The organism is Microbispora catharanthi (assembly GCF_006334915.2).
GTDB classification, from domain to species: Bacteria; Actinomycetota; Actinomycetes; order Streptosporangiales; family Streptosporangiaceae; genus Microbispora; species Microbispora catharanthi.
Genome location: NZ_VDMA02000042.1, coordinates 16489 through 33031 on the forward strand (window position 1 = coordinate 16489; position 16543 = coordinate 33031).

General features: G+C 68.6%; 20 protein-coding genes and 1 tRNA gene. 6 read left to right on the forward strand and 15 right to left on the reverse strand.

Going from position 1 to position 16543, the window contains the following annotated elements:
• Positions 1-89 precede the first annotated feature (89 nt).
• The 3 genes from FH610_RS41340 to FH610_RS41350 are packed head-to-tail and all read left to right on the forward strand — an operon-like array spanning position 90 to position 2361.
• The gene (locus FH610_RS41340; RefSeq protein ID WP_139580703.1) at positions 90-746 is read left to right on the forward strand and encodes a hypothetical protein; all 657 of its coding nucleotides are present in this window, start codon (positions 90-92) and stop codon (positions 744-746) included.
• Complete coding sequence (locus FH610_RS41345; RefSeq protein ID WP_139580704.1) at positions 746-1423, forward strand: DUF4352 domain-containing protein; 678 nt, start codon at positions 746-748, stop codon at positions 1421-1423. Before FH610_RS41340 ends, FH610_RS41345 begins: the two co-directional genes overlap by 1 nt.
• On the forward strand, positions 1420-2361 hold the full coding sequence (locus FH610_RS41350; RefSeq protein WP_139580705.1) for a hypothetical protein: 942 nt from the start codon (positions 1420-1422) through the stop codon (positions 2359-2361). Before FH610_RS41345 ends, FH610_RS41350 begins: the two co-directional genes overlap by 4 nt.
• Here FH610_RS41350 and FH610_RS41355 read toward each other — a convergent pair.
• From FH610_RS41355 to FH610_RS41405, 10 genes are all read right to left on the reverse strand, one after another.
• A complete protein-coding gene (locus FH610_RS41355; protein WP_139580706.1) occupies positions 2315-3661 on the reverse strand; it encodes a hypothetical protein in 1347 nt (448 codons plus the stop codon). The two genes, FH610_RS41350 and FH610_RS41355, sit on opposite strands and share 47 nt — an antisense overlap.
• Positions 3662-4186: 525 nt before the next feature.
• A complete protein-coding gene (locus FH610_RS41365) occupies positions 4187-4459 on the reverse strand; it encodes a hypothetical protein (RefSeq protein WP_139580707.1) in 273 nt (90 codons plus the stop codon).
• 115 nt (positions 4460-4574) lie between these two features.
• Entirely contained in the window at positions 4575-4877 is a 303-nt protein-coding gene (locus FH610_RS41370; protein ID WP_139580708.1) for a DUF1416 domain-containing protein, read from the reverse strand.
• Complete coding sequence (locus FH610_RS41375) at positions 4877-5716, reverse strand: sulfurtransferase (protein ID WP_139580709.1); 840 nt, start codon at positions 5714-5716, stop codon at positions 4877-4879. Before FH610_RS41375 ends, FH610_RS41370 begins: the two co-directional genes overlap by 1 nt.
• Positions 5713-6123, reverse strand: a complete 411-nt coding sequence (locus tag FH610_RS41380; protein ID WP_139580710.1) for a DUF4395 domain-containing protein — start codon at positions 6121-6123, stop codon at positions 5713-5715. Before FH610_RS41380 ends, FH610_RS41375 begins: the two co-directional genes overlap by 4 nt.
• A gap of 173 nt (positions 6124-6296) precedes the next feature.
• Complete coding sequence (locus FH610_RS41385) at positions 6297-6662, reverse strand: TlpA family protein disulfide reductase (RefSeq protein ID WP_205826427.1); 366 nt, start codon at positions 6660-6662, stop codon at positions 6297-6299.
• Between the two features lie 138 nt (positions 6663-6800).
• Positions 6801-7772 (reverse strand): anti-sigma factor family protein, encoded by a 972-nt coding sequence (locus FH610_RS44955; protein WP_240809505.1) that lies wholly within the window; start codon positions 7770-7772, stop codon positions 6801-6803.
• A complete protein-coding gene (locus tag FH610_RS41395) occupies positions 7769-8281 on the reverse strand; it encodes a sigma-70 family RNA polymerase sigma factor (RefSeq protein ID WP_256862628.1) in 513 nt (170 codons plus the stop codon). Before FH610_RS41395 ends, FH610_RS44955 begins: the two co-directional genes overlap by 4 nt.
• A gap of 61 nt (positions 8282-8342) precedes the next feature.
• Positions 8343-9023 carry an LmeA family phospholipid-binding protein gene (locus tag FH610_RS41400; protein WP_139580712.1) on the reverse strand — a complete coding sequence of 227 codons (681 nt, stop codon included), beginning with the start codon at positions 9021-9023 and terminating at the stop codon, positions 8343-8345.
• Positions 9024-9066: 43 nt separating this feature from the next.
• The gene (locus FH610_RS41405; RefSeq protein WP_139580713.1) at positions 9067-9315 is read right to left on the reverse strand and encodes a MoaD/ThiS family protein; all 249 of its coding nucleotides are present in this window, start codon (positions 9313-9315) and stop codon (positions 9067-9069) included.
• Between the two features lie 247 nt (positions 9316-9562).
• Between FH610_RS41405 and FH610_RS41410 the strand changes: the two genes are divergently transcribed.
• Positions 9563-10270 carry a winged helix-turn-helix transcriptional regulator gene (locus tag FH610_RS41410; RefSeq protein ID WP_139580714.1) on the forward strand — a complete coding sequence of 236 codons (708 nt, stop codon included), beginning with the start codon at positions 9563-9565 and terminating at the stop codon, positions 10268-10270.
• A 41-nt stretch (positions 10271-10311) separates the two neighbouring features.
• On the opposite strand, the gene FH610_RS41415 is transcribed toward FH610_RS41410, so the two are convergent.
• Positions 10312-12099: a bifunctional metallophosphatase/5'-nucleotidase gene (locus FH610_RS41415; RefSeq protein ID WP_139580715.1), complete on the reverse strand. Its 1788-nt coding sequence runs from the start codon at positions 12097-12099 to the stop codon at positions 10312-10314.
• A 130-nt stretch (positions 12100-12229) separates the two neighbouring features.
• Here FH610_RS41415 and mshD point away from each other — a divergent pair, with 130 nt between their 5' ends.
• Entirely contained in the window at positions 12230-13120 is an 891-nt protein-coding gene (gene mshD / locus FH610_RS41420) for a mycothiol synthase (RefSeq protein ID WP_139580716.1), read from the forward strand.
• A 57-nt stretch (positions 13121-13177) separates the two neighbouring features.
• On the opposite strand, the gene FH610_RS41425 is transcribed toward mshD, so the two are convergent.
• The 3 genes from FH610_RS41425 to dcd form a co-directional block, all read right to left on the reverse strand.
• Complete coding sequence (locus FH610_RS41425) at positions 13178-14176, reverse strand: inorganic phosphate transporter (protein ID WP_139580717.1); 999 nt, start codon at positions 14174-14176, stop codon at positions 13178-13180.
• Entirely contained in the window at positions 14177-14794 is a 618-nt protein-coding gene (locus tag FH610_RS41430) for a DUF47 domain-containing protein (protein WP_030510423.1), read from the reverse strand.
• A gap of 156 nt (positions 14795-14950) precedes the next feature.
• Positions 14951-15526, reverse strand: coding sequence for a dCTP deaminase (dcd, locus tag FH610_RS41435; RefSeq protein WP_139580718.1), 576 nt, complete (start codon positions 15524-15526; stop codon positions 14951-14953).
• Between the two features lie 119 nt (positions 15527-15645).
• On the opposite strand from dcd, the gene FH610_RS41440 reads away from it, so the two are divergent.
• Positions 15646-15719: transfer RNA gene (locus FH610_RS41440), tRNA-Gly, on the forward strand.
• 52 nt (positions 15720-15771) lie between these two features.
• On the opposite strand, the gene FH610_RS41445 is transcribed toward FH610_RS41440, so the two are convergent.
• Positions 15772-16320 (reverse strand): GNAT family N-acetyltransferase, encoded by a 549-nt coding sequence (locus tag FH610_RS41445; protein ID WP_139580719.1) that lies wholly within the window; start codon positions 16318-16320, stop codon positions 15772-15774.
• Positions 16321-16543: the final 223 nt, after the last annotated feature.

Here is a 16543-nt window from a genome sequence, read left to right on the forward strand (position 1 = left end):
GGGCTTCTCGCCATTCGGACGCATTTCCGCGCGGGGGTCGAACCATTGCGACCAATGGGGCAACTGTGGTCGTACTACCATCGCTTGCCATGACGTCATCCCCCAATGGCGCCCGTCGACGACGCCCGGTCCTCGTCCCGGTCGCTCTCGCGCTGGCCGTGGTGGTCATCGGCGTCACGGCCGCCTTCGGCGGTCTCAAGGACGCCCCGGACGCGCCCCCGCCGACGGTCTCGCCCGGGGACACGATCGACCAGGGGCAGTTCCGCACGCAGTTCATCAAGGCGATCGACATCACCGAGAAGGGCGACTTCGACACAACGAAGCGCTATCTGGAGCTCGTCCTCAAGGTCACCAACATGGGCAAGGAGACCGCCTCGGTCGGCGTCATCCCGGACTCCGGGAAGTACTCGCCGTTCGGCTCCTTCGCCGGCTCTCTCCTGCGGACCCGTCCGGAGATCAAGACCAAGTACGGCCCCCAGGTCTCCGTGCTCAGCCTCGGTGTCGAGAGCCACCAGCTGCATCCCGGAATCACCACCACGGTCGTGGTGAAGTACGAACTCGAGCCCACCGCGACCGCGCCCACGGAGATCAGCCTCGACGTGGGCTCGTTCGAATACGAGCAACTCGGACTGCTGAACCAGGGTCATGACTGGCAGCTCGTGGGCGAACGCAAGGACGACAAGGGCCCCTTCGAGCCCGAGGTGGCCGCCCAGATCACCCTTCCCGTACGGAAGGAGAGCAGCTGATGGTGGTCACACAGACGGAGAGCCGTATCTCCCGTCGTGCGGCCCGCGCCAAGCCGCCGAGGCGCGGTGTGGGCCGGCGGATCGCCGCCGGAGCGGCCGGAATCGTGCTCGCGGCGGCAGCGGTCTACGCACAGCAGAACTTCTCGGTGTCCTTCGAGCAGCGCACCTCCTACCTGACCTACAAGGGCCGGATCGGCGAGACGGTGGAGACCAAGCGCTTCACCGTGAAGGCCCTGTCGGTCGCGGCCGCCCGCACCGTGGACACCACGGACTACTCCAACAAGGTGTCCAAGGTGGCCACGAGCAACCTGTTCCTTCTGGTCGACGTCTCGGCGACGAGCGCGCGCGAGCCCTTCAAACTGAGCAAACTCAGCCCCCCCGTCCTCCTGACTGCGGACGGCCGGCGCTACCAGCCGACGGACAAGGTCGACGACGCGCTGACGCTGTTCAACAAGTACATCCAGCCCGGGTTCTGGTCCAGTGGACTGCTCGTCTTCGAGGTGCCCAAAGACGCGGTGCCGGGCGCCGACCTCGTCTTCATCCCTCCCGTCAGCCCGCTGGTGAGCGACAACTACGCGCCCGAGGCGCAGATCGACCTCGGGCTGTCCGGTGCCGCCGCCGACCGGCTGACCTCACAGCCGGAGGACTACCACTCACTCGTGAGCACGAGCCGATGACCGAGACCCCCATGGACGGAACCCCGCCGAGGAACGGCCCGGACGCCCGCGACTGGTTCGCTCCCCCGGCCGAGCAGCCCTCCGACATCACCTACAGCGGCGCACTTCCCCCGCCCATACCGACGGCGCCGCCCTCCGTGCCCATCCCCGGCACGCTGAAGCCGCCGACGGACCTGCGCGTGTGGCCGCCTCCGGAGCCCGAAGGGGAGGACAGGTCCACGCAGCCCTTCCCCGCGCTGCGGACGAACCGGCAGCCGCCTCCCGCGGCGCTCGCGCCCGCTCCCCCCTCCCCGGAGGCGCCCGCGGAGCCGCCCGTGGAGCCATCCGCCGAGGCGCCCGCGGTGTCCGCAGTGCCCACGCGGCCCACAGTGCCCACGCGGCGTAGGGGCCTGCTGGTGGGGGGCACCGTGCTGTCCGTCGTGCTCGCCGTCGGCGCCCCCACGCTGTTCGGCTACCAGGCCTACAAGTACGGCCGCCCCGACGACATCGTCCACGTCGTGGAGCCCGGCCAGGCGGGGGTCTGGCAGCACGTGTCGTGGCGGGCCACCGTGGAGAAGATCAAGGATCCCACCGGCAAGCCGGAGCGATCCGACCGCCAGTGGTTGAAGATCTCGGCGACCAGGACCGCGCTCGACGCCGAGGGCGCCATTCGTCACGGAGAGCCGGCGGAGGTCAAGTTCACCGACCGGACCGGGCGCACGTGGCAGGTGGAGATGGTGAACAACGAGACCCCACCCGACGTCAAGGACAACAAGATCGGCACGCCGTACCGGCTGGAGATGATGGGCGTGGTCCCGCCCTCCGTGGCCGACCAAGTCGAGGTCGTCCTGCGGCCGAGCACTTACCGAGACGTGCCCGATCAGTCCGCCAAGGACTTCGTGAAGGCCGCCTTCACCTCGCCGGAGAGGGACGATCAGGTTCTGCGGTTCCGCCGGTGACCGGTGCTCCGCCGTTCGCCCTCACCCGCGCTCGCGTCGAGGCCAGGTCGAACGTGGCGGCGATCAGACACATCGTCATCAGGGTCACGACCAGGTCCACCACGTAGACGACCGGTTCACCGGTCGCGAACCACAGGTATGGTTCCTCGCTCGCGGTGAGATAGCGGCCGGCTCTCAGGAGATAGTCGCCGCCGATGTGCAGGCCGACGTAGCAGAGGGCGAACAGCCCGAACAGCGGGGCGCCCCCGCGCGCCGTCAGACGCAGGGAGTTCAGCAGCGGGATCCATCGAGCGGTCCAGCCGGCGCTCAGCTTCGCGAGGGCGAGACGCGTCCAGTTGTGAGTGCGCTCCAGGTGGACCGCCGCCTGCTCCAGACGCGTCCCCCTGATCGTGGTCCGGGTGTCCTCCGCGTAGGCGCCGTAGACGAGGATGCCGATCGTCAGCCACGTGAGCGGGATGGCGAGGGCGTCGATGACGTGCGGCCAGACGTCGCCCAGCCACTCCGAGACCTGCTTCCACCCCGGGACGCCGTCCTCGGCACTGGCCGCGAAGTCGTGCCAGGCGGTGACGGCGGACCGGTGGCCGATCCAGTCGGAGCGCGCCCCCACTGCGGCGGCGATCGCGTTGAGCCCGTAGAACGCGAACGCGAGCTCCCCGAACGTGGCGAGCATGCCGGAGAAGCGGCCCTCGCCCGCTTCGTGGCGGCGGCCGAAGTACCACTTGACCGCGTAGGCGACGGCCATCGTCGCCAGGGAGACCTTCGGGTCGAGACTGATGAGCCCGCGCATCACTCCGCTGTCGTCGCCGCTGCCGGCGTCGAGGATGTACCGGTCCGGCTGCCGCATCACGTCGATGCCCGAGAACTCGCGTGCGTCGTCGGCGACGAAACCCCAGGTCATGTAAATGCCGGCGAAGACGAGCGCGGTCCGGTTGAGAGCGTTCAGCAGGCTCTCCTTGGCCTCGCCACCGGCGCGCCGGGCCTGGGTCTCCAGCAGCGCCTCGCGGATGACGTACAGCATGCCCACGGTCGTGGCGAGCGACGTCATCACGACGAGCGTGAAGAGGAACATCACCACGACGAGGCGGGCCTGATACCACGAGCCGTGCGAGATGGTCGCGGCCAGCAGGAGCAGCGCCCAGCGGACCAGCCGTCCGGCGGAGAACCAGAGGATCAGCGGGAGGGCGCATTTGGCGAGGATCCGCAGGGCGTTCAGCGGCAGCGCGTATGGCGACAGTCTCCAGGAGGCCCGGCGCGGCGCGGCATCCTGGCGGGGGGCGGCAAGTGCGGACGTTCCGGACACCTGCCGCATGCTATCGGCTCTCGCTCCTCCCTACGGCGCGATGAGCTCGACCCAAATCTTTCCCGCCCGAAAGCGTCTCTTCGCGACCATCTTGCTCGTCGCGTGACAAGGCCATGATCTCGTCGGTCGCCATGGAGGTCGTCGCAGTCCCCAACAGCCGGAGAACGACCCGTCGCCCACGGGTCGCCCCCTCGCGGAGGCCGGCAGGTTCGCATGTCACCGTTCGCTCACCTCCCTGACGAGTCTTGCACCGATCAGGCCACGTGAAGCCATGCGCGCAGTGCTCGGCGAATGACTTCGCTGGCACTGGTTTGATCGCGCTTGGCCCGTGTGATCAATGCAGAGCGCAACTCGGGATCCAGCCTCACCGGAACCACATCGGCAGGCGCGGAACCAATGGGACGCCTGCCTCCCCGACGACGAAGAGTCTCCACGTCGTATCCCTCTTCGGCTTCTTCCGCCAGTGCGGCTATGAGTTCGTCCGTTACCGGCACGCCACTCGAGGTCGGAACGTCTCCGTCCATCCTAGACATGCTCCCTCCTCGATCCCCCTCGCAAGAGATCCCGGTACTTGCGCCTCATAGGCATCGCATGTATGGCCAACTCCCGGCCGTCGTCAAGGTAAAGCACGATAGTTTCCAGTAGGTTCCCTGCACGGTCCGGACCGAGTCGCAGCTCTCGCCGCGGCCCCTCTTCATCCTCGTGAGCGAGGGGATAGGCAATGAGGAACCCCCTTGTCGCGTGAACGACGTCCTCGTGGGCGATGCCGTGCTTGAGCGCGGCCTTGTGCACCTCCACGGTAGCAAACGTAATACGAAACGTTCAGTAACGTAGGGTAAACGAGCTATTACCCTCTACACACAGAAGGCCGGGGCGTTCGCGGAACGCACCGGCCTTCGGTAAAGCGAGTGGATCAGACGGTGACCGAGAGCTGGGCGACCTCGCCGAGCTTGGCCTCGACGGGGACGTCCTTGGTGACGCCGCCGCCGGCGATGATGCGGACGGTCCACTGGCCGGGCGCGGCGAAGAAGCGGAAGACGCCCTCGTCGGAGACGACGACCTCGCCGGTGAACTCGCCGCTGTGGTCCAGCAGGCGGGCGTACGCCGTGCCGGCGCCGGTGACGACGCCCTGGATCACGGCCTGGTTGGACAGGTCGATGCCGGCCGGCAACGCGACGGTCTGCTCAGGAGCAGCGCAACCCTGTGTGGTGGTCATCAGCGGGCCTCCCCCAGCTCGATCGGCACGCCCACGAGCGAGCCGTACTCGGTCCACGAACCGTCGTAGTTCTTGACGTTGGGCTGGTCGAGCAGCTCGTGCAGCACGAACCAGGTGTGCGCGGAGCGCTCGCCGATGCGGCAGTAGGCGATGGTGTCCTTGGAGAGGTCCACGCCGGCTCCCGAGTAGAGCTCGCGGAGCTCGTCGTCGGAGCGGAAGGTGCCGTCGTCGTTGGCCGCCTTCGACCACGGGATGTTGCGGGCGGTGGGCACGTGGCCGCCGCGCTGCGCCTGCTCCTGCGGCAGGTGGGCCGGGGCGAGCAGCTTGCCGGTGAACTCGTCGGGCGAGCGGACGTCGACCAGGTTCTGCTTGCCGATCGCGGCGACGACGTCGTCACGGAAGGCGCGGATGTCGTTGTTGGGCTCCGTGGCCGCGTACTGGGTGGCCGGCCGCTCCACGACGTCCTTCACCAGCTCGCGGGACTCCAGCTCCCACTTCTTGCGCCCGCCGTCGAGCAGCTTGACGTTCTCGTGGCCGTAGACCTTGAAGTACCAGTAGGCGTAGGCGGCGAACCAGTTGTTGTTGCCGCCGTACAGGACGACGGTGTCGTCGTTGGCGATGCCGCGCGACGACAGCAGCGCCTCGAAACCGGCCTTGTCGACGAAGTCGCGGCGGACCGGGTCCTGCAGGTCGGTCCTCCAGTCGATCTTCACGGCACCGCGGATGTGACCCTTGTCGTAGGCGCTGGTGTCCTCGTCGACCTCGACGAGCACGACACCTGGCGTGTCGAGGTTGGCCTCGACCCAGTCGGCGTCCACCAGAACGGCGGAGCGGCTCATTGGATTCTCCCAGGTTGTAGACGGCGTATGAGCAGGTACGTTTCGCAGCCCAGGCAGAAGCCGAACGCTGCGTTGAGGAAGGCGGCCAGCAGTGCCGCTGCTGTCGCACCCAAGGCCAGTGCGGTGATCCCCGCCGCGAATCCGATCAGTCCCACCATCGCGAACCCCAGCCCGACGGCCTGCGCGAACCGCGGCGGCGCCGCGTCCTCCGTCTCGGCCGGCGGCCCCAGCCGCGGCCGCACGAACCGGCGGAAGACCAGCCCGTACGGCGACGCGTCAGCGGCACCGAGCGCGAAGACGATCGCCTGCGCGGCGAGCAACCAGGGATTCTGCGTGACCAGTACGACCGCGAGGACCACACTGGTCACGGCCGCGCCGAAACGCGGGCCACGAGGGTCGATCTGCATCGTGGGGATGCTCCTGAAGGATTCTTGGAATGCGGCACGAAGCCGCAGGAATCACCCTCAGGCCATGCGACAGAGCGAGGTCGCGACGCGGCAGAAGTCCACCGCTCGCCGCTTCGTGAGCAGCTCTGTCGTGGGAGTCATGACCACGACAGTACCTTCCGTCTCGGCATCTGTCACACCTTGTCCGATGGTTGAGACGGCCCGTGAGACGCGCCGTCCACGGCCGCGCCGAGCGCGACGATGACGTCGGCCTTGCGCGGCTGGCCGGACGCCCTCTTCACCACGTTGCCCGCCCCGTCGAGGACGAGCACGGTCGGGGTGCGCAGGACGTCGAAGCGCCTGACCAGATCGAGGCGCGACTCCGCGTCGATCTCCACGTGCCGGACGCCGGGCACCATGCCGGCCACCTCGCCCAGGATCCGGCGGGTCGCCCGGCAGGGCTGGCAGAACGCGGTCGAGAACTGCACCAGCGTGGCGCGCTCGCCGAGGTCGGCGCCGAGATCACCACTCGTCACCGGGGCGTGTTCCACGACCCGCATCCTTCCGTCGCGCCGTCTCAGGACCAGCCCGAGGACCACGCCCAGGACGAGCGTGGCCATGAGGGTCGCGATCCCTGCCATCACCGTCTGCAACCGTACGCCCGGTGCGGCTGATTCCCCCGCCGGGTCACGGCGAGGTCACAGCCTGGCGGTCACCAGGACGCGGCCGCCCGAGTCGGCGAGTTCGATCCGGTCGATCTGGCCGGGCCGCAGCGCCGTCGAGCCTTCGAGGATCATCTTCTGACCGCGGTACTCGCCTCTGCCCACGGTCCAGCTGCCGAGGGTCGAGACCGTGCCGTCCTTGGCGACCGCGCGCAACGTGCAGACCGTGCCCGCCGGGACGCCCGCGACCCTGGCGACGACCTGCGTCCCGCCGTCGTGCGGCACAAGCCGTACGACGATGCGTACGTCGCCGCTGCTCCCGCGCGCCTCCGACGGCACGGGCGAAGCGGTGACGGTCGCTTCGGCGCGCGACGGCTCGACCTTTCTCGCCACCGCCCCCTTTGACGACGCGGCCGAGGGCGCGGGCGACGCCGGGGCGACGAGCAGCTCCGGCGGCGCCTCCGTGCCCGCCGCGTCGGCCTGGCCCGGCTGATCCTGCGCCGCCTGATCCTGCGCCGCCTGAGCCGGGGCCGCCTTACCTTGGGCCGCGCGGCTCGCCTGGTCCGGGGCCGCGGCGACCGACCCCACTGCCGTGCTCTCCGAGGCCTTCTGCGCCACCGACACCCACGCCGTGCCTCCCACGGCCGCGACGACGACGGACGCGGCGAGCGCCAGCAGCACGCGGGACCGGCGCCCACGCCGGGCGGACGCCACGACCGGGGGCGCGACCGCCCCGTCCGCACCCGCGCCCGTATCCGCATTCGCATTCGCCTTCGCGAGAACATCCGCGAAGACGCCGTCGAGCACGGCCCGCGGCGGCGCGGCGGCGCGCTCGATGTCCTCGGCCGACACGCGCGCCAGCAGCGGCGGCAGCCCGGACAGCTCGGCCAGCTCCGCCCGGCAGGCCGCGCAGGTCTCCAGGTGGGCCTCGACCTCGGCGGTCTCCTCGGCGTCGAGCGCCCCCAGCACGTACGCGCCGAGCGAGATCCGCACCTCCTCGCAGGTCATGGTGCCAGCCCCCGTTCCTCCAGGGCGAGCTTCAGCGCCCGGAGGGCGTAGTAGGTCCGCGACTTCACCGTTCCCGGCGGAATGCCGAGGATCTCCGACGCCTCCTTCACCGATCTCCCCCGGTAGTACGTCTCCAGGAGCACCTCGCGGTGCTCCGCCCTGAGGGAGGCCAGCGCCTCCGCCACTCCCCACGACTCGACGGCCCGTTCCAGCTCGTCGTCGGCGGGCAGCACGGCGAGCGCCTCGTCCCCCGTCTCCTGCGGCCTGGACTTGCGGGCACGGTGCTGGTCGACGACGAGATTGCGGGCGACGGTGAACAGCCACGCGCGAACCGGGCGCCCCTGGAGCCCGGAGGGATGCCGCCAGGCCCGAAGCAGCGTCTCCTGCACCACGTCCTCCGCCCTGCCCGGATCACCGGTCAACCGCAGCACGTAGCCGTACAGCGGCCCTCCGTGATCCTCCCAAAGTGCGCGTATGAGCTCCTCGTCGGCGGTTCCGGCTGGACTCACACCCTCATCACGTACGCCGGGACGCCATGGTTCGGCGGTGTGACGATCGTCACGCGAGCCCTCATCGGAGGGGGACATCGGACGCGGTGCCCTGGACCGCGAGCCCTTCGCTCGTCGACTTCACGCGGGTGATCCTGAGGTTGAGCGGCAGGTTCTTCACCGGCACGGTGAACGAGATGAGCCGCTCGGGATTCGGCACGGGGATGGCGCCGGCGATCTTCACGTTCGCGGGCGTGAGCCGTATTCCGCCCTGGACCACCTGGATCTTCATGTCGGCGGTGACCGGCACCTGGTTCCCGAGCACGGGCACGTTGCCCGAAACGCGGAGCTTGTCGTCGCCGGCGCCCTCGACCTTGATGCCGCGCGGCGCGTGGGCCGACAGGGTCTGCCGGGAGATGACCACGGTCCCGGTCACGCGATCGGCCCTGATCTCGGTGGCCGCGGCGTTCTGGATCAGGTCGGAGAGCGGGGCGGTGACGCCGTACAGCGTGGCGTCGATGCGTTCGAGCTGGACGCCCTCCCGCTCCACCTTCCCGATGCCGATGCTGATCTCCTCGTATCGGCCCGAGATGGCCTGGGTGAGGAACGGTATGCCCTTGACCTGCACCGAGGGGGCCTCCGCCAGGTCGTACTTGGCCTCGATCTGGCGGGCGATCTCACGCTGCACCCCGACCACGGCGACCCGGTCGAGCACGACGAGCACGATGGCCAGCAGGGCCACGGCCACGACCAACTTGCGCATCCGACGACCCCTCCGAAGGCGCCTTTGTGATCAGAGTAGTCGCTCATCCCCCGGCGAAGGGGGGTAAAACCTCGACCACGGCACCTTCGGGTAGGTCGATCGTCGCCGGATCGCGCGTACCCGCGGGTGCGCCGTCGACGAGGAAGGAGCATCGGCGCAGCACGCGCTCGACGGCCGGATTCCGCGAGATCCCCGCGAGCAGGTCTCCCAGCGTCTCGGCGTCGAACGGCTCCTCCGGCACGCCGGCGGCCTCCTTGGCCGCCGCCCAGTAGCGGATCGTTCCCCTGGCCATGACGCGCCGCTCCCCTCACTCTCACGTCACCTCGCGGACGCTCTCCGTCACCGCCACGTTACGGTGCTAAACCACGTGACGTGTTGTTCACACGGGTGACGCACATTGGACGCAAACTTCGTGTGGGCTACCCTACGAATTAATGGACTCGGGCGATGTGGCCCCCGGGTCCTTACGTGTTTGTACGGCTGTCGCGGTTTCCAGTGCTGCAAACGGCGCCGAGCCGACATGGTGCGAGGAGGCTCATGTGAGCAATCTGCTCCTGCTGACCAACGCTCTGGAGCCGTCGGCGGAGACACTCCCGGCACTCGGACTGCTGCTGCACTCGGTGCGGGTCGCGCCCGCCGAGGCCTCCGCGCTGATCGACACGCCCCCGGCGGACGCCATCCTGGTGGACGCGCGCCGTGAGCTCGTGCAGGCCAAGAGCCTGTGCCGGCTGCTGCGCACGACCGGCGTCACCTGCCCGCTGATGGCGATCGTGACCGAGGGCGGCCTCGCGGCGATGTCGGCGGAGTGGGGTGTGGACGACGTGATCCTCGACACCGCGGGGCCGGCGGAGGTCGAGGCCCGGCTGCGGATGGCGGTCGGGCGGCTGTCGCTGGCCGCCGCCGACGAGGTCCCCGACGAGATCCGCAGCGGCGACCTTTCGATCGACGAGGCGACCTACACGGCCCGGCTGCGCGGGCGCGCGCTGGACCTCACCTTCAAGGAGTTCGAGCTGCTGAAGTACCTCGCCCAGCACCCGGGCCGGGTCTTCACCCGCGCCCAGCTGCTGCAGGAGGTCTGGGGCTACGACTACTTCGGCGGCACCCGCACCGTGGACGTGCACGTACGGCGCCTGCGGGCCAAGCTGGGCGCCGAGTACGAGGCGCTCATCGGAACGGTCCGCAACGTGGGCTACCGCTTCGTCCCCGACCGCGGCGAACAGAACGAGGCCGAACCCGCCAGACGCTGATGGCCCACCCCTGACGGGGCGGGCCATCGCTTTTTAGTCGCTCACCGGATGAGGTTGATCCGGCCGGTGGCCGGCGGGGCGATCGGCGAGTGCGCGCCCATGTAGGCGACGAACGCGTCGATGTCCAGCGGGCCGCTCCACAGGTCGGTGCCCTTGGTGAAGACGCTGAAGCCGTCGCCGCCGCCGACGAGGAAGTTGTTGGCGGCCACCCGGATCTGCTGGGTGTCGGTCACCGCGGTGCCATTGATCTTGATGTCGGAGACCCGCGAGCCCTCCGGCTTCGTCGTGTCGAAGGTGTAGGTCAGCGACGAGGACGGCTGGAGGATCCGCTGGGTGATCCCGCCCGTCGCCGGGTCGACCTTCCAGATCTGCTGCTCGAGCAGCGCCTTGAGCTGGGCCCCGGTGAGCGTGACGACCTGCATGAGGTTGTTGAACGGCTGCACCTGGAAGGCCTCGCCGTACGTCACGACGCCGTCGCCCTCGGAGCCGCTCTGCGCGTAGGTCAGGTCGGTGCGGACGCCGCCCGGGTTCATCAGCGCGATCTCCGCGTTGCCGCCGCCCTTGGTGGCCTCGAGCTGCGCGTCGGCGATCAGGTCGCCGAGCGGCGTCTCGCCGACGTTGTTGCCACGCCCGATGTTGGCGGTGATCTTGCCGATGGGCTTGTTGGCGACGGTCGAGACCCGCTCCTGCCAGGTCTTGATGTACGCCTCGGTGTCGGCGTCCGGGGTGACGGTGCGGGTCACCACGTTGTTCTTGGCGACGACGCTGGAGCGGATGACGTCCCTCGTCCTGCGGTCGACCCGGAAGTCGATCTGGGTGATCGCCCGGCCGAACGACGAGCCCTGCGTGTAGACGCGGTCCTGACCGGCCGGGTCCTTCACCTTGCAGACGTACGCCTGGTGGCTGTGGCCGCTGATGACCAGGTCGACCTGCGGGTCGAGGCCCGTGGCGATCCGCGAGCCGTTGCCGGGGATGACGGGGCACGAGCTGGGGTCCTGGTTCGGGGTGATGTTGTCGCCCTCGTGGACCAGCACGACCTGCGCCTTGACCCCGTGCTTGGCGAGGTACTTCGACACCTTGTTGGCCGCCGCGACCTCCTCGGTGAACTGCAGGCCCTTGATGCCGGCGGCGGTGACGATGTTCGGAGTCGTCTGGGTCACCAGGCCGATGAAGCCGATCTTCACCCCGTTGATCTTCTTCACGTAGAAGGGCGGCAGGGCGTAGTCGCCGTTGCCCTCCTTGAGCACGTTCGCCCCGAGATAGTCGAAGTTCGTGCCCTTCCACTCACCCGCCGGGGAGCAGCCGTCGACCGGGTGGCAGCCGCCGTTCATGATGCGGTTGAGCTCGTCGATGCCCTCGTCGAACTCGTGGTTGCCGACCGAGGAGGTGACCAGGCCGAGCTTGTCGAGCAGGGCGGCGGTCGGCTCGTCGTGGTAGGCGGCGGACAGCAGCGGCGACGCGCCGATGAGGTCGCCCGCGGCCACCAGGAGGGTGTTGGCGTCGCGCAGCTGCTTGAGGTGGGCGGCCAGGTAGGACGCGCCGCCCGCGATCGAGTACTTCGCGCCGGCGATGCCGGTCAGCGAGCCGTCGGTGTCGGTGAGCGGGCCGTTCGGGTCGAGGATCCGGGAGCTGGACCCGGTCGGGGGCTCCAGGTTTCCGTGGAGGTCGTTGATGGTCAGCAACCGGACGGGAACGGAGGGACCGGGCCTCTGGTCGTGCTTGCCGGATTGGGGAGCGGGAGATGCGGCGGCCGTGCCCATCGTGAGGGCCGCGGCGCCCACCACGGCGGCGCCGGCGACGGCCAGTCGCGTCAGGGATGCTCGGGTCATGACCCCCGACAGTAGAGCGGGGATCTAAGCAGGAAATGGCGCAAAGATAACGATTCAGGGAGGGAACCCATGGCGTCTATTGCCGAAGCCCGGTAGGGGAATCGCCAAGCCTTCACTTATCGTGCGAGACATGGACGTACGCGTGGAGATCACGGAACGGCTCGATGACGAGCAGGTGGCGGCGGTGCTCGCCCTGGTGGAGGCGGCCGCCGAGGCCGACGGTGTCGCTCCGCTCAACGAGCATGTGATGCTCCAGGTGCGGCACGGCGGCGATCACGGCGCCAGGGCCGTGCTGCTGTACGAGGACGGAAAGGTCGCGGGCTTCGCCCACCTGGATCCGGCGGACCCGGAAGAGGGGCCGAGCGGCGAACTCGTGGTGCATCCCGCCTTCCGCAGGCGCGGTCTGGGCCGGCGACTGCTGAGCGACGCACTGGAGGCGAGCGGGGGCAGGCTGCGCCTGTGGGCGCACGGCGACCTGCCCGGCGCCGCCCGCCTCGCCGCGAGCGCGGGCCTGGCCCGGGTGCGCTCCCTGTGGCAGATGCGCCGCCCGCTGTCCGAACCGCTGCCCGCCGCCGCCCTCCCCGAGGGCGTACGGCTGCGCACGTTCGAGCCGGGACGCGACGAGAAGCCGTGGCTGGCGCTCAACGCGCTGGCCTTCGCCACCCACCCCGAGCAGGGCTCCTGGACTCCGGCCGACCTCGAACTGCGGGAGCGGGAGTCGTGGTTCGACCCCGCCGGGTTCTTCCTCGCCGTACGGGGAGACGCGCTGACGGGCTTCCACTGGACCAAGGTGCACGGCGGCGACGAGCCGATCGGGGAGGTCTACGTGGTGGGGGTCGCGCCCGGCGAGCGCGGCACGGGCCTCGGCCGGGCGCTGACGCTCGCCGGGCTCGCGCACCTGCGCGCGCTCGGCCTCGCCCAGGTCATGCTCTATGTGGACGAGGAGAACACCGCGGCGGTCCGGTTGTACGAGTCGCTCGGGTTCACGCGGTGGAGCACCGATGTGATGTACCGGCGCTGAACGCCGACGGGCCGGTCCCCTTCGGGGGGGCCGGCCCGCTTCGTGTGGAGGCGTCCGCTATCCGAGGACGAGGTTGAGGATGAAGTAGCCGATCGCGGCGACGATGGCCGCGGCGGGGATCGTCAGGACCCACGCGGTCACGATGTTGCCGGCGATGCCCCACCGCACGGCCGACAGCCGCCGCGTGGCGCCCACACCCATGATTGCGGAGGTCATGGTGTGGGTGGTCGAGATCGGGGCGCCGAACCCGATGGCGGCGGCGTAGAGGACCGAGGACGCCGCCGTCTCGGCCGCGAAACCGCGCGGCGGGTCCAGGTGGATGATCCGCCTGCCCATCGTCCGCATGATGCGCCAGCCGCCGGAGTACGTGCCGAGAGAGATCGCCGTGGCCGAGGCCGTGATGACCCACTCGGGAATGCCGCCTTGCGGTGAGGCGTATCCGCCGACGACGAGCGCCAGGAAGATCACGCCCATCGTCTTCTGCGCGTCCTGCAGCCCGTGGCCGAGCGCGATGGCGGCCGCCGACACGGGCTGCACGTACCGGAACCCCCGGCTGGTGCGGTGCGGGTTGGACTTGCGGAAGATCCAGAGAAGAATGGTCATGATGATGCCGCCCAGGATGAACCCGATGACGGGCGACAAAATCATGGGGATGACGACCTTCTCCACCACCCCCGACCAGTGCACGGTCGCGCTGGCGGCGATGGCGGAGCCGCACAGCCCGCCGATCAGGGCGTGACTGCTCGACGACGGCAGGCCGAAGTACCAGGTGATGAGGTTCCAGACGATCGCACCGATGAGGGCGCCGCCCACGATGAGCAGCCCGTGGGTGCCGTCAGGAGCGTCGATGATCCCCTTGCCCACGGTGTGGGCCACCGCGGTGCCGAGATGGGCGCCGATGAAGTTCATCACCGCGGCGAGGAGGAGTGCGATCCGCGGCGTCAGCGCGCGGGTGGAGACGGAGGTGGCGATGGCGTTCGCCGCGTCGTGGAAACCGTTCGTGTAGTCGAACGCCAGCGCGATGACGATCACGCCGATGACAAGCGCGAGCTCCACTTAGCTTTCCTTGACCGCGATCGTCTCGATCGTGTTCGCGACGTGCTCGAAGGCATCGGCGGCGAGCTCGAGTTGCTCGATGACCTCTCGCATCTTCATGACGGTCAGGGCGTCGTACTCGCCGCTGAACAGCTTCGCCAGCAGCCTGCGGTAGACCTGGTCGGCCTGGTTCTCGAGCCGGTTGATCTCGATCCAGTACTCGTTGAGGTGCTGCATCGAACGCAGACGCGGCATCGCGTCCGCCGTCAGCTCGGCGGCCCGTTCGAGGACCTCTACCTGGCGTACGACCTCCTTGGGGAGGTGGTCGATCTGGTAGAGGACAATCAGGTCGGCCGCGGCCTCCATGTAGTCCATCACGTCGTCGAGATTCGACGCGAGGCGGTAGATGTCCTCGCGGTCGAAGGGCGTGATGAAGCTCTCATTGAGGCGGTTCATGATCGCGTGAGTGCGCTCGTCGCCCGCGTGTTCGCAGGCACGCATCTTCTCGGCCAGACCCTCCCGGTCCGAACCGTCGCTGATGATCTCGACCAGCAGACGCGATGCGGTGACGAGGTTGTTCGCCGAGTCGGCGAACAAGTCGTAGTAGCTGTCCTCACGGGGCGTGAGACGCAGGCGCACGTCGTTTCTCCAGATGTGCGGGGACGGTCCGCAGAGAAGAGTACGGGTTACCAGTGGAAATGCGAAGTTCAGGCCATGCAAGCCCGCTTGTAACCTACTCTTCCCCTTCCCGCTGCCCAGAACGTCTCCCGTAACACACTTGTTGCCTGAGCCGCTTCAGATCTTGGTGCGGTGGAAGTTCAGGAACGACCTGCTCGGGGTCGGGCCCCGCTGCCCCTGGTAGCGCGAGCCGTACCGGTCCGAGCCGTACGGGAACTCGGCGGGCGAGCTGAGCCGGAACATGCAGAGCTGACCGATCTTCATGCCCGGCCACAGCTTGATCGGCAGCGTGGCGACGTTGGACAGTTCGAGCGTGACATGCCCCTCGAAGCCGGGGTCGATGAAGCCCGCCGTCGAGTGCGTCAGCAGGCCCAGCCGGCCCAGGCTCGACTTGCCCTCCAGCCGCGAGGCGATGTCGTCGGGCAGACTGATCACCTCGTACGTGCTGGCCAGCACGAACTCCCCCGGGTGCAGGATGAACGGCTCGTCGCCGTCCGGCTCCACCTGCCGGGTGAGGTCCGGCTGCTCCGTCGCGGGGTCGATGTGCGGATAGCGGTGGTTCTCGAACACCCGGAAGTAGCGGTCCAGCCGCACATCGATACTGGACGGCTGGATCATCGCCGGGTCGTACGGGTCGAGCTTCACCCTGCCCGACTCGATCTCGGCACGGAGGTCACGATCGGAAAGCAGCACGGATGCAAGGCTAGTGGGCCCCCTGAGCGGGGGGTATCGCGGATCTTCGCGTCGGGACTGCAGGAGCACGCCCCGAATCCGCTACAGTAGGGGCAGCGACGGGCTCCACAGCCGGTCACGCGGGTGTAGTTCAATGGCAGAACATCAGCTTCCCAAGCTGACAGCGCGGGTTCGATTCCCGTCACCCGCTCCACGTGAGTATGACTACGTTCGGAGTGACGCTCCAGGCCTGGGCACTGGCCATGCTAGGACATTATCTTTCTGTCTTGGTTCGCGTTAGCAGGTCGGGACCGCTCGGACGGTGTGCTGTCTGGTAACTGTGGTCCGAAGTTCGTCAGATTCAGCACCCCGACCGTCTGCCCCCCGCTCTCCTCACCTGTGAGCTGGAACCCAAGCTTCCGGTAGAAGCCCTCTGGCCCACCCTCTCCCGGCTCCCACGTGACATACATCTGCGTGCCGCCACGGCGCCTTACTTCGGCGGCCACTGATTCGACGGCGAAGCGACCGACTCCGCGCCCCTGTGCGTCAGGCACCACGTTGAGCCGCCACAAGCCGGATCGGAAGTCAACCCCCTTGCCGTCCCAGTCGATGTCCAGGAAGGCCATGAGGAAGCCCACCGGACGGTCACCGTCGAAGATGAGGCGTGGCCAAGCCACCTCCCGATGCACATAGGCCTCGGCCAGCGACTTCACCACAGGCGAGACGAAGCGCTCTTGGTCGGAGCGGACCTTTACAGCAATGGCCGTCTCGACGTTGGCAGGAGTAATAGGTGCAAGGCGAAATTTTTTAGTCACAAGAGAACCCTAAGCGTTATTCAGGTATGGCCCCGCGCAGACAGCGCCCCCAGCGCGACCAACATCTCTCCTGATGATCCTGACGAGGAACGACAGCGGCCTAGGCCCCGTTTCGAAGTCCGCTATCCGGCGGCGTGTCGTGCCCGGACAAGCAGTGAGGTCTCCGGTAGAGGGTTCATCGACCAAGAAGAACCTGAACACCGGAGACCTCGTTGGCCACCTT